Source organism: Hydrogenophaga sp. H7 (assembly GCF_002025745.1).
In the GTDB taxonomy this organism is placed as follows: domain Bacteria; phylum Pseudomonadota; class Gammaproteobacteria; order Burkholderiales; family Burkholderiaceae_C; genus Hydrogenophaga; species Hydrogenophaga pseudoflava.
Genome location: NZ_MCIC01000018.1, coordinates 299,471 through 311,578, shown reverse-complemented (window position 1 = coordinate 311,578; position 12,108 = coordinate 299,471). Strand labels below are relative to the sequence as shown.

10 protein-coding genes and 2 tRNA genes are annotated in these 12,108 nt (G+C 66.5%); 5 read left to right on the top strand and 7 right to left on the bottom strand.

Annotated features, from left to right (window positions below; genetic code table 11):
* Positions 1-68 precede the first annotated feature (68 nt).
* The 4 genes from hrcA (at position 69) to greB (ending at position 1,941) form a co-directional block, all read left to right on the top strand.
* On the top strand, positions 69-1,088 hold the full coding sequence (gene hrcA, locus BC358_RS19160) for a heat-inducible transcriptional repressor HrcA (protein WP_066149581.1): 1,020 nt from the start codon (positions 69-71) through the stop codon (positions 1,086-1,088).
* A 37-nt stretch (positions 1,089-1,125) separates the two neighbouring features.
* Positions 1,126-1,202 (top strand) — tRNA-Ile (locus BC358_RS19155).
* A gap of 28 nt (positions 1,203-1,230) precedes the next feature.
* Positions 1,231-1,307, top strand: a tRNA-Arg gene (locus BC358_RS19150).
* Between the two features lies 1 nt (position 1,308).
* Positions 1,309-1,941 carry a transcription elongation factor GreB gene (gene greB / locus BC358_RS19145; protein WP_079367046.1) on the top strand — a complete coding sequence of 211 codons (633 nt, stop codon included), beginning with the start codon at positions 1,309-1,311 and terminating at the stop codon, positions 1,939-1,941.
* A gap of 9 nt (positions 1,942-1,950) precedes the next feature.
* On the opposite strand, the gene BC358_RS19140 is transcribed toward greB, so the two are convergent.
* The 5 genes from BC358_RS19140 to BC358_RS19120 are packed head-to-tail and all read right to left on the bottom strand — an operon-like array spanning position 1,951 to position 8,658.
* Entirely contained in the window at positions 1,951-4,197 is a 2,247-nt protein-coding gene (locus tag BC358_RS19140) for a bifunctional (p)ppGpp synthetase/guanosine-3',5'-bis(diphosphate) 3'-pyrophosphohydrolase (RefSeq protein WP_079367045.1), read from the bottom strand.
* Positions 4,198-4,245: 48 nt separating this feature from the next.
* Positions 4,246-5,847: an L-aspartate oxidase gene (gene nadB, locus BC358_RS19135; RefSeq protein WP_079367044.1), complete on the bottom strand. Its 1,602-nt coding sequence runs from the start codon at positions 5,845-5,847 to the stop codon at positions 4,246-4,248.
* Positions 5,844-6,698: a ScpA family protein gene (locus tag BC358_RS19130; RefSeq protein ID WP_066149593.1), complete on the bottom strand. Its 855-nt coding sequence runs from the start codon at positions 6,696-6,698 to the stop codon at positions 5,844-5,846. The genes nadB and BC358_RS19130 overlap by 4 nt, the downstream gene beginning before the upstream one ends.
* A 22-nt stretch (positions 6,699-6,720) precedes the next feature.
* Positions 6,721-6,933 carry a DUF3460 family protein gene (locus BC358_RS19125; protein ID WP_066150860.1) on the bottom strand — a complete coding sequence of 71 codons (213 nt, stop codon included), beginning with the start codon at positions 6,931-6,933 and terminating at the stop codon, positions 6,721-6,723.
* A 60-nt stretch (positions 6,934-6,993) separates the two neighbouring features.
* Positions 6,994-8,658 carry a SulP family inorganic anion transporter gene (locus tag BC358_RS19120; protein ID WP_066149596.1) on the bottom strand — a complete coding sequence of 555 codons (1,665 nt, stop codon included), beginning with the start codon at positions 8,656-8,658 and terminating at the stop codon, positions 6,994-6,996.
* 93 nt (positions 8,659-8,751) lie between these two features.
* Here BC358_RS19120 and bamE point away from each other — a divergent pair, with 93 nt between their 5' ends.
* Positions 8,752-9,258 (top strand): outer membrane protein assembly factor BamE, encoded by a 507-nt coding sequence (gene bamE, locus BC358_RS19115; protein ID WP_079367043.1) that lies wholly within the window; start codon positions 8,752-8,754, stop codon positions 9,256-9,258.
* Positions 9,259-9,273: 15 nt separating this feature from the next.
* Here the strand turns inward: bamE and BC358_RS19110 are convergent, their stop codons facing one another.
* Both BC358_RS19110 and metG read right to left on the bottom strand, forming a co-directional pair.
* Complete coding sequence (locus tag BC358_RS19110; RefSeq protein ID WP_079367042.1) at positions 9,274-10,014, bottom strand: YoaK family protein; 741 nt, start codon at positions 10,012-10,014, stop codon at positions 9,274-9,276.
* Between the two features lie 13 nt (positions 10,015-10,027).
* Positions 10,028-12,073 carry a methionine--tRNA ligase gene (gene metG / locus BC358_RS19105; RefSeq protein ID WP_079367041.1) on the bottom strand — a complete coding sequence of 682 codons (2,046 nt, stop codon included), beginning with the start codon at positions 12,071-12,073 and terminating at the stop codon, positions 10,028-10,030.
* Positions 12,074-12,108 lie beyond the last annotated feature (35 nt).

The following is a 12,108-nucleotide window of genomic DNA, read 5'->3' as shown; positions in this document are numbered from 1 at the left end:
AGTCGGCCCCCCGGAAACCCTTGTCCTCATTCCCTGTTTTCGGGTGGCACCGTCCGTAAAATGGGGCCATGCTGGACGACCGATCCAAACTTCTGCTCAAGACCTTGGTCGAGCGCTACATCGCCGACGGCCAACCTGTCGGTTCCCGTACGCTGGCCAAGGCGGCCGGCATGGAGCTCTCCCCGGCGACCATCCGCAACGTGATGAGCGACCTGGAGGAACTGGGGCTCATCGCCAGCCCCCACACCTCGGCCGGGCGCATCCCCACCGCCAGAGGCTACCGGCTGTTCGTGGACACCATGCTCACCGTGCGGCGCGAGGACATTTCGGGTGCAGAGAACATCGGCGCCACCGGCATCGAGGCGGGCGCTCAGCCGCAGCGCGTCATCAGCCACGCCGCCCAGATGCTTTCCAGCCTGTCGCAGTACGTGGGTGTGGTGATGGCGCCGCGGCGCGCTTCGGTGTTCCGGCACATCGAATTCCTGAGCCTGTCGGAGCGCCGCGTGCTGGTGATCCTTGTGTCGCCGGACGGGGATGTGCAGAACCGCATCATCCACACACAGGCGAACTTCACCCAGTCGCAGTTGCTGGAGGCGGCCAACTTCCTCAATGCCCACTACGCCGGCCTGACGATGGAAGAAGTGCGGGCGCGGCTGCGCAACGAGGTCGAGGCCTTGCGGGGGGAGATCGCGGCGCTGATGCAGGCCGCTGTGGACATCGGGGCCGACGCAAGCGCCGAGCGTGAGGAGGTGGTGGTCTCGGGCGAGCGCAACCTGCTGTCGGTGAGCGAGTTTTCCAGCGACATGGGGCATCTTCGCCAGCTGTTCGACCTGTTCGAGCAGAAGACCCAGCTGATCCGCCTGCTCGACGTGTCTTCACAGGCCGATGGTGTGCGCATCTACATCGGTGGCGAAAGCCATGTCGTGCCATTTGAAGACCTGTCGGTCGTCACGGCGCCCTACGAGGTGGATGGTCAGGTGGTGGGCACGCTGGGCGTCATCGGCCCGCAGCGCATGCCGTACGACCGCATGATCCAGATCGTCGACGTGACCGCCAAGCTGGTGAGCAACGCCCTGAGCCACAAATGAGCAGGGCGTTACTGCGCCCTACAATGCGGGCCTCGTCGGGCCGTTAGCTCAGTTGGTCAGAGCAGAGGACTCATAATCCTTTGGTCGTTGGTTCAAGCCCAACACGGCCTACCAAAAAAACCGTGCTACAATGCATGTCTTCGCGGCTGTAGCTCAGCTGGATAGAGTACTTGGCTACGAACCAAGGGGTCGTGGGTTCGATTCCTGCCAGCCGCACCAAATGAAAAGCCCGCAGCCACAAGCTGCGGGCTTTTTTCTTTTTCGCTCCGAAGCGTTCTCCCCGGGCCGTTCCTTCATGAGCAAAGCATTCACCCGCGAAACCGACTCCGACGCAGACGACGAACTGCCCGAACCGGTGGTGCTGCCGACCGGGGTGAACTACATCACCCGAGCGGGTTACGACCGGCTGCGGACCGAGTTGATGGCGCTGATCGACGACGAGCGGCCCCGCATCGTCGAGATCGTTCACTGGGCCGCCAGCAACGGAGACCGGTCCGAGAACGGCGACTATCTGTATGGCAAGAAGCGCCTGCGCGAAATCGACCGGCGCATCCGCTTTCTCACGCGCCGGCTTGAAGTCGCCGAGGTGGTGGACTGCTCGCAGCACCATGGCGGCGACCAGGTGTTTTTCGGTGCCACCGTGACCTATGCGGACGATGAGGGCAGGGAGACCACGGTGACCATTCTCGGCGTGGACGAGGCAGACAGCTCCCGCGGCGAGATCAGCTGGGTGTCTCCCGTGGCCCGCGCTCTGCTGAAGGCGCGAGTGGGTGATCTGGTTCGGCTGGTGGTGCCCGGAGGAAGCCAGGAGCTGGAAATCCTTTCGGTCAGCTATCCCGCGCCCGGGGGCTGATGCGGCCGTTCAATTGGCGCGGAGTCGCTGCGCCTTGATCACCGAGGTGGTCCGCTTGAGGCTGCGCAGCACTTCGGCAAGGTGTACCCGGTCGCGCACGGCCACGGAGAAGCGGATGTCGGTGGCCGTCTGTGCGGGCTCGTCGCCCATGTCCACGTGGGTGATGTCCGCCTCGGCCGAGGCGATGGCGGAGGCCACGCGAGCCAGAACCCCCTTGCCGTTGGTCACGGTGACCACCACGGTGGTATCGAACGGGCGCGTGGGCTCATCGGCCCATTCGACCTGGAGGAACCGCTCACCGTCGCGCGCCAGCAGGCGCTTGCCGGTGGGACAGTCTTCGGTGTGCACCGTCAGTCCCTCGCCGCGGCCAAGGTAGCCCACGATGCGGTCGCCCGGGATCGGCTGGCAGCAGCGCGCGAACTGGACCGACAGGCCTTCGCTGCCATCCAGACTGACGACCCCCTGGGAAACCGAGCCGTCCTCACCGGCGGCGTAGCGCTCGGTGCTGATGAGCACCGCGTCGGGTTTGAGCCCGGTTTCGGCCAGCAGCACGGCGAGCTTCTTGCCCACCATGCTGGCGATGCGCTTGCCCATGCCGATGTCCGACAGCAGTTCCTCGCGCGACTTGGTGCCGGTGAAACGCAGCAGCTTGTCCCAGGTGGCCTTGTGCTCGCCACTGGCATCGGGGAGTTGGGCGATGCCTTCGGAGCGCAGTGCCTGCGCCAGCATGCGCTCACCGAGCAGATGTGTCTTTTCCTGTGCGAGCGTCTTGAGGTGGTGCCGGATCTTGGAGCGCGCGCGACCGGTCTTGACGAAGGACAGCCAGGCCGGGTTGGGCTCGGCGGACTCGCTGGTGAGAATCTCCACCACGTCGCCGTTGGCGAGTTCTGTGCGCAGCGGGCGTTGTTCGCCGTTGATGCGGGCGCCCACGGCGCGGTTGCCCACGCCGCTGTGGATGGCGTAGGCGAAGTCCATCACCGTGGCACCGCGCGGCAGCGCGAGGATCTTGCTCTGCGGCGTGAACACATAGACCGCGTCGGGGAACAGGTCGATCTTGATGTGGTCCCAGAACTCGCTGGCATCGTGCGTTTCCTGCTGGATGTCCAGCAGGGACTGCAGCCACTGTGTGCCCAGGCGCTGGGTGGTGTCGCTGTTGGGTTCGTTGGCCTTGTAGAGCCAGTGGGCTGCGACGCCGGACTCGGCCACCACGTCCATCGCGTGGGTGCGCAGCTGGAACTCGATGTTGGTGCCGAAGGGTCCGATCAGGGTCGTGTGCAGCGACTGGTAGCCATTGACCTTGGGTATGGCCACATAGTCGCGGAACTTGCCGGGCACCGGCTTGTAGAGCTGGTGCAGCAGGCCCATGCCGGTGTAGCAGTCGGTCAGCTCGGGCACCACGATGCGGAAGCCGTAGATGTCGGTCACCTGCGAGAACGACAGGTGCTTGCTGTCCATCTTCCGGTAGACGGAATAGAGCGTCTTTTCCCGACCGACGATGCGCACCTGCATGCCGTGGCGGGCAAACGCGCCTTCCACCTCTTTCTGCACGCGGGCGATGAGGTCCTTGCGGCGGTTGCGGGATTTGTTCAGCGCTTTGGACAGCACCTCGTAGCGCCAGGGGTGCAGGAAGCGGAACGAGAGGTCCTGCAGCTCGCGGTAGGTGAAGTTCAGACCCAGGCGGTGCGCGATCGGGGCGTAGATCTCCAGTGTCTCGCTGCTGATGCGCTGCCACTTGTTGCGCGGCATGTCGCCCATGGTGCGCATGTTGTGGGTGCGGTCGGCCAGCTTGATCAGGATCACCCGCACGTCCTTGGCCATCGCCAGCAGCATCTTGCGGAAGGACTCTGCCTGGTTCTGTTCGCGGGTGTCGAAGGCCAGCTTCTCCAGTTTGGTCAGGCCATCGACCAGGTCCGCGACCGGCGCGCCGAAGCGCTCAACGAGTTCGACCTTGCTCACACCGCAGTCTTCCATCGCGTCGTGCATCAGGGCCGCCATCAGCGCCTGGGCGTCCAGTTTCCATTCGGCGCACTGGGCCGCCACCGCAATCGGGTGGGTGATGTAGGGATCGCCGTTCTTGCGCAGCTGGCCCAGGTGGGCCTCATCGGCGAAACGGTAGGCACGCCGGATGGCCTCGATGTCGGCCGCACCCAGGTAGTCCAGCCGACCCAGCAGCGCGGCAAAGCTCGCCGCCGCCGCGCTGGCGGCGGGATGGGCCTGTGGTGCAGGCGGGGCGAGGCTGCCGGGGTCGGTGATCATCCCCTTACTGTAGCGCGAGACGTTCACCACCACTGCTGGTGCGGAAGATCAGCGCGCGGGAGGAACGAGGATGGTCGGACGGGCTTCCGGGAGCTTGTCCGGGTAGTCGCGGCTGTAGTGCAGACCGCGGCTTTCCCGGCGCAGCATGGCCGACATCACGATCAGGTCGGCCACCTGGACCAGGTTGCGCAACTCCAGCAGGTCGCGCGTGACGTGGAACTGGGCGTAGAACTCCTGGATTTCGCCCTGCAGCAGGGCAATCCGGTGGGCCGCGCGCTCCAGCCGCTTGTTGGTGCGCACGATGCCCACATAGTCCCACATGAAGCGGCGCAGCTCGTCCCAGTTGTGCGAGATCACCACCTGTTCGTCGGCGTCCGTGACGCGGCTGGCGTCCCACAGGGGAATCTCGGGCCGGGACGTTGTGGTGGCGGTGTGGATGGCCTTGACCGCGGCCTGGGCGAACACCATGCACTCGACCAGCGAGTTGCTGGCCAGGCGGTTGGCGCCGTGCAGGCCGGTGCAGGTGGTCTCGCCCACCGCGTACAGGCCTTCGATGTCGGTGCGGCCGGCCAGATCGGTCACCACGCCGCCGCAGGTGTAGTGCGCGGCTGGCACGACCGGGATCGGCTCCTTCGTGATGTCGATGCCCAGCTCGGCGCAGCGCGCCAGGATGTTGGGGAAATGCTCCTTCAGGAACTCCGGGCTCTTGTGCGAGATGTCCAGGTGCACGCAGTCCAGGCCGTGCTTCTTCATCTCGTAGTCGATGGCCCGGGCCACGATGTCGCGCGGCGCCAGTTCAGCGCGCGGGTCGTGGTCGGGCATGAAGCGGTGGCCGCCCAGGTGGGGCGGCAGCTTGAGCTGGCCGCCCTCGCCGCGCACGGCCTCGGTGATGAGGAAGTTCTTGACGTGCGGGTGGTACAGGCAGGTCGGGTGGAACTGGATGAACTCCATGTTTCCGACCCGGCAGCCCGCGCGCCAGCCGGCTGCGATGCCGTCGCCGGTCGCGGTGTCCGGGTTGGTGGTGTAGAGGTAGACCTTGCCCGCGCCACCGGTGGCCAGGATGGTGTGTGGCGCACTGAAGGTCTCGACCTCGTCGCGGTCCACGTCCAGCACATAGGCGCCGTGGCAGCGCTGGGTGGCGGTGCCGTGCTGCTGTCCGGGCAGCTTGGCATCGGTGATCAGGTCCACCAGCATGTGGTTCTCGAAGAACGTGATGCCGGGGGTCTTGCGCGCCAGGCTGCTCAATGTGGCCTGCACGGCGGCGCCGGTGGCGTCGGTGGCGTGCACGATGCGGCGGTGGGTGTGGCCGCCCTCGCGGGTCAGGTGCAGTTCGCCGTTTTCGGTGGAGAAGGGCACGCCCAGTTCCTGCAACCAGGCGATGGCCGCCGGAGCGTTCTCCACCGTGAACTGGGTGGCTTCCAGGTCGCACAGGCCGGCGCCGGCCACCAGGGTGTCGTCGACATGCGAGGCGTAGCTGTCGCCTTCGGCCAGAACGGCGGCGATGCCGCCCTGGGCCCAGTTGCTGGAACCGTCCGAGATGCCGCGTTTGGTCACGACCGCCACGCGGTGGGTGGGGGCCAGCTTGAGGGCGGCGGTCAGGCCGGCGAGTCCGCTGCCGATGATGAGGACGTCGAAATGGTGGGTGGTCATGATGCAGGGGTGTACGCCAGACGGACGTAGATCGGCGCGAAGGCCTCGGCCTGGGTCAGCTCGATCAGGGTTTCCTTGGCCAGTTCGAGCATGGCGATGAAGGTGACAACCATGACCTGCGGGCCGCGGGTGGTGTCGAACAGCTCGCCGAACTCGACGAACTTGCGGCCCTGCAGGTGGCGCAGCACGATGCTCATGTGCTCGCGCACCGACAGTTCCTCGCGGCTGATCTTGTGGTGCTGGACCAGTTTGGCGCGTTTCATGATGTCGCGCCAAGCCGACTGCAGATCCAGGGCACTGACATCGGGGAAGCGGGGTTGCAGCGCCTGCTCGACGTAGACCTGGGCGCGCAGGAAATCGCGGCCGTACTGCGGTACTTCGGCCAGGCGCTGGGCGGCCAGCTTCATCTGTTCGTATTCGAGCAGCCGGCGCACCAGCTCGGCGCGCGGGTCTTCGGCCTCTTCGCCCTCGGCCGTCTTCTTGGGCGGCAGCAGCATGCGCGACTTGATCTCGATCAGCATGGCCGCCATCAGCAGGTACTCGGCCGCCAGTTCGAGGTTGCTGGCGCGGATCTCGTCGACGTAGCTCAGGTACTGGCGGGTCACCGCCGCCATCGGGATGTCGAGGATGTTGAAGTTCTGCTTGCGGATCAGGTAGAGCAGCAGGTCCAGCGGGCCCTCGAAGGCCTCTAGGAAGACCTGCAACGCGTCTGGTGGGATGTACAGGTCGCGCGGCAGGTCGAACAGCGGCTCACCGTACAGGCGCGCCAGCGCCACCTGGTCGACCACGTCGGGCAGCACGGCATCCAGGCCCTCCGGGGGCGCATCGAGTGCGCCGGCCTCGTTGCTCATCGCAGTCTCGGGACGGCAGGGCTCAGTGCGGGTCGGGCTGGGTCTGGTAGACGTAGGGCTGCTGCGGCACGCGCGCGGCCTGCGCCTGGGCCAGCAGGTCGCGGTCGACCTGTTTGTCCCACAGGAGCGAACGCCCTTCGAGCTGCCCCTGCTCGATCTCGGGCCGGCTGGACTTGAGCTGGTCGATGAACTGGGTGGTGTCGGAGGTGTAGTGGGGGCGGCCGAAAATGCTCATGGCAAGAAGGCGCAGGGCGCCGGTCAGCGGAAAACCTGCCATTTTACTGGTCGGCCCGGCTCATCCGGCGTGCCGGTCGGCCGCCTCGCCGCGCAGCCGGGCGCCGAAGCCGGAGCGTTCGATCAGCGACTGCGGCTGCGGGTTCAGTTCGGTCAGCGCCAGGGTGCCCCCGCGTTTCAGGATGGCCTTGTGCAGCTGTTCCAGCGCATCCAGCCCGGTGGTGTCCAGCGAGATCAGCCGGCTGGCATCCAGTGTCACCGCCAGGCCCGCCGGCGCCCGCTCGACCGCCGCCACGATGGGGTCGATCTTGGCGACGGCGCCGAAGAACAGCGAGCCGTAGAGCCTGAAGTGGAGCTGCCCGGGATGCTGCTGGGGCACCGGGTCGGCGCGGAAGATGTCGCTCTGGCGCCGCACGAACAGCAGGCAGGCCAGCACCAGGCCCAGTTCCACCGCCACGGTGAGGTCGAACACGATGGTCACCAGGAAGGTGGAGACCATCATGAGGCGGTAGTGGTTGGTGAACTGCTTGAGGCGACCGAACTCGCGCCACTCGCCCATGTTCCAGGCCACGAACAGCAGCACGCCGGCCAGCACCGCCAGCGGGATGTGCTGCGCCAGCGGCGCGGCAATCAAGACCACGGCGGCCAGCGTGCCGGCGTGGACCATGCCCGCGACAGGCGACACAGCCCCCGCGCGGATGTTCGTCACCGTACGCGCGATGGTGCCGGTGGCTGGCATGCCGCCGAAGAACGGGACGGCGAAGTTCGCGACGCCCTGCGCCATGAGCTCCTGGTTCGGGTCGTGCTTGGGGGTGTCGCTGAGCTGGTCGGCCACGCGCGCGCAGAGCAGCGACTCGATCGCGCCCAGCAGCGCGATGGTGAGCGTGGGCGTCACCAGGAGCTTCACGGTCTGCCAGCTGAAGTCGGGCAGTTCGAACGCGGGCACGCCCTGCGGGATGCCGCCGAAGCGGGAGCCGATGGTCTCGACCGGCATCTGCAGCAGCCATGCCAGCAGCGTCAGCGTCACCAGCGCCACCACCGGTGCCGGCAGCCGCGATGTGGCCTTGAGTGCGCTGATGGTGTCGACCTGTTCCAGCTGACGTCTGAACTGCGAGTCCACCGCCCAGAGTCGCGGCCAGATGAACAGGCCCACCACGCACAGCGCACCCAGCAGGCAGGCGTAGGGGTTGAAGCTGCCCAGGTGCTGGGCGATGGTGGCGATCTGGCTGAAGAAGTCGCCCGGCATCTTGGCGATGTCCAGCCCGAGCCAGTCGCGCACCTGCGACAGCGCGATCAGCACCGCGATGCCGTTGGTGAAGCCGATCACCACGCTGACCGGCACGTAACGCACCAGGGTGCCCAGGCGGAAGAGGCCCAGCAGGAACAGCAGCACGCCGGCGCTGGCGGTGGCGATCAGCAGGTTGGCCACGCCGTAGCGCTCGACGATGCCGTAGACGATGACGATGAAGGCGCCGGCCGGGCCGCCGATCTGCACCGAGGTGCCGCCCAGGGCGGAAATGAGGAAGCCGGCGACGATGGCCGTCCACAGTCCCGCCTCCGGCTTGAGTCCGCTGGCGATGGCAAAGGCCATGGCCAGTGGCAGCGCCACGATGCCCACCGTGGCGCCAGCTCCCATGTCGCGCACCAGCTTCTCGCTGTTGTAGCCACGGATGTCCTGGAACAGGCGGGGCCGGAACGGCGCCAGCGGGGGCAGGTTGTTCAGCATCGCCAGATGTTACCGTTTGCACACCCCGTGCCGCGGCGCGGAGGCCGATGATCTCAGGGTTTACACTGAGTCTTTGCCTTCCCGGTGCGACCCATGACTTCACAGATGTTCAACCGCTTGGGATGCCTCCTGCTGGGGGCTGTGTTGCTGACGGCCTGCGACCAGCGCGCCATCAGCGAACTCGAAGAGGGTGTCTCGACCGAGGCGGATGTGCGCGAGAAGTTCGGGCCGCCCGAAGCCGTGTGGGACGGGTCGGATGGCGCCCAGATCTACGAGTACAACCGCCAGCCCGAGGGCTACCAGAACTACCAGATCACCATCGGCTCGGACGGCAAGATGGCGGCCCTGCGGCAGGTGCTCAACCCGAGGACCTTCGCCGAGATCAAGCCCGGCATGGCCATGGAAGATGTGCGCAAGTTGCTGGGCAAACCGATGAAGGTGACCGAGTACACCCTCAAAAAGGAGGTCCACTACGACTGGCGGTGGCGCGATGGCCCGAACGAAAGCGACAGCCAGGTGTTCACGGTCATCTTCAGCCCGGACCTGCGGGTGATCTCGACCGGGTCGGCGCGCGACCCGGCGCTGGACCGGGCCCGCTGAGACGGTCCCGGCGGTTCAGCTGGCGCGCAGGCGCTGCCAATCTTCCAGCAGCGGGCGCAGCACCAGCAGCAGCAGCGCGAGTGCCAGCGGCAGGGTGCTCACATAGCCCAGGTGCTTGAAGCCCAGGGCGCCAGCGATGCCGCCGACCAGGAAGCTGAGGACCAGCTGGGCGTGCACCCGCAGGCGTTCGCGGTCGGCGCGCACCGGCTGCATCTCCGGGTGCCGGTTCACGTACAGCAGCTTGCCCAGTTCGATGCCCAGGTCGGTGACGAGGCCGGTCACGTGCGTGGTGCGGATGCGGGCCTGCGAGATCTTGGTGATGACCGCGTTCTGCAAGCCCATGATGAAACACAGCAGCACCACGGTGACGGGCAGGAACACCGTCTGCCACAGGCTCATGGCGGCACCGAACAGGCCGAACACCAGCAGCAGGGCCGCCTCCAGCAGCAGCGGCAGCCCGTAGGCGCTGCGCAGCCGCAGGCGCATGCCCCAGTTGACGATCCAGGCCGTACTCATGGCGCCGAACAGGAAGGCCAGCACCGACGCAATGCCCGCGCCCACCAGCACGAACTGCCCGAGCACCAGGTTGTCGGCCAGTGCCGAGAGCATGCCGGTCATGTGCGAGGTGTACTGACCCACGGCCAGGAATCCACCCGCGTTGGCGGCGCCGGCCACGAAGGCCAGCACCGTGCCGAGCTTCAGGTCGGCCTGCGGCGTGCGCTGCAGGGCGGTGAAGCCGCGGATGGGGGCGAACACGGGCGGTGGCCGTTCAGTGGATGCGCATGCCCGGCTGCGCGCCCGGCCAGGGCTGCAGCACGTGGATGCCCGGCTGCGCCTTCTCGTCGGCGTGGCTGGCGGCCAGCACCATGCCCTCGCTGACGCCGAATTTCATCTTGCGCGGCGCCAGGTTGGCCACCATCACCGTCAGCTTGCCTTCCAGGTCCTCGGGCTTGTACATGCTGGCGATGCCGCTGAAGACGTTGCGGGTCTTTCCCTCGCCCACGTCCAGCGTCAGGCGCAGCAGCTTGGTCGAGCCTTCGACCGCCTCGCACTTGACGATCTGCGCGATGCGCAAGTCGACCTTGGCGAAGTCGTCGATGGAGATGGTGGGCGCGATCTCCTCACCGCCCGGCACGGTCTTGGGTTCTTCGGGCGCCGGCGGCGGCTCGAACAGGGCGTCGAGCTGCTTGACGTCCACGCGCTGCATGAGGTGCTGATAGGGCTGGATGGCCGCGACATTCGCAGCGTTGCGCCAGTCCTTCAGGTCGGCACCGGTGAGCGCCTGCACCTTGCCGGCGAGTTCGGGCAGCACGGGCGCGAGGTAGCGGGCCAGGGCGGTGAAGGCATTGACCAGCACCGAGCAGACCTGCTGCAGGCGCGCGTCGTTGGCGGCGTCCTTGGCCAGGTCCCAGGGCTTGTGCTGGTCCACGTAGGCGTTGACGCGGTCGGCCAGCGCCATGATCTCGCGCATGGCCTTGCCGTACTCGCGCTCGTTGTAGTGCGCGGCGACGCCGCCCGCCGCGGCCCGGATGTCGGCCAGCAGGGCTGCGCCCTGTTCGTCGAAGCTCTGCGTCAGCTGGCCGCCGAAGCGCTTGGTGATGAAACCGGCCGAGCGCGAGACGATGTTGACGAATTTGCCGACCAGGTCGCTGTTGACGCGCAGCATGAAGTCTTCGGCGTTGAAGTCCACGTCCTCGTTCTTGCCCGACAGCTTGGCCGCCAGGTAGTAGCGCAGCCACTCGGGGTTCATGCCCAGTTCCAGGTACTTCAGCGGCGACAGGCCGGTGCCCCGGCTCTTGCTCATCTTCTCGCCGTTGTTGATGGTCAGGAAGCCGTGCACGAAGACCGCGTTGGGCACCTTGCGGCCGCTGAACTTGAGCATCGCGGGCCAGAACAGGGTGTGGAAGGTGATGATGTCCTTGCCGATGAAGTGGTACTGCTCGGTGGACGGGTCGGACATGAAGGCCTCGTAGTCGCGACCTGTCTTGCCGAAGTAGTTCTTGAGCGAAGCCAGGTAGCCGATGGGCGCGTCCAGCCACACATAGAAATACTTGCCCGGGGCATCCGGGATCTCGATGCCGAAGTAGGGCGCATCGCGGCTGATGTCCCAGTCGCCCATCTTGGGCTTGCCGTCCTCGCCGGGCGCGATCCACTCGGTGATCTTGTTGAGCACCTCGGGCTGCACGGCGCCGCTGGTGGTCCAGCCCTTGAGGAAGTCCAGGCAGCGCGGGTCGGACAGCCTGAAGAAGAAGTGGTCCGAGTGCTTGAGCACCGGCGTCGCGCCCGACAGGGCGGAGTAGGGGTTCTTCAGTTCGGTGGGGGCGTAGACCGCACCGCAGACCTCGCAGTTGTCGCCGTACTGGTCTTTCGCACCGCACTTGGGACATTCGCCCTTGATGAAGCGGTCGGGCAGGAACATGTTCTTCTCGGGGTCGAAGAACTGCTCGATGGTGCGGGTCTCGATCAGGTCGTTGGCCTTGAGGGCGCGGTACACGTCCTGCGCCAGTTCGTGGTTCTCAGGGCCATCGGTGCTGTGCCAGTTGTCGAAACCGATATGAAAGCCGTTGAGGTACTGCGGCCGTCCGGCGGCGATGTCGGCCACGAACTGCTGCGGCGTCTTGCCGGCCTTCTCGGCCGCGATCATGATCGGCGCGCCGTGCGCGTCGTCGGCGCAGACGAAGTGCACCTCGTGGCCCTGCATGCGCTGGAACCGCACCCAGATGTCGGCCTGGATGTATTCCATGATGTGGCCGATGTGGAAGTGGCCGTTGGCGTAGGGCAGGGCGGTGGTGACGAACAGGCGGCGCTGGCTCATGTCGGAAGGCTTTCATTCGGGGGAACCCGCAATTT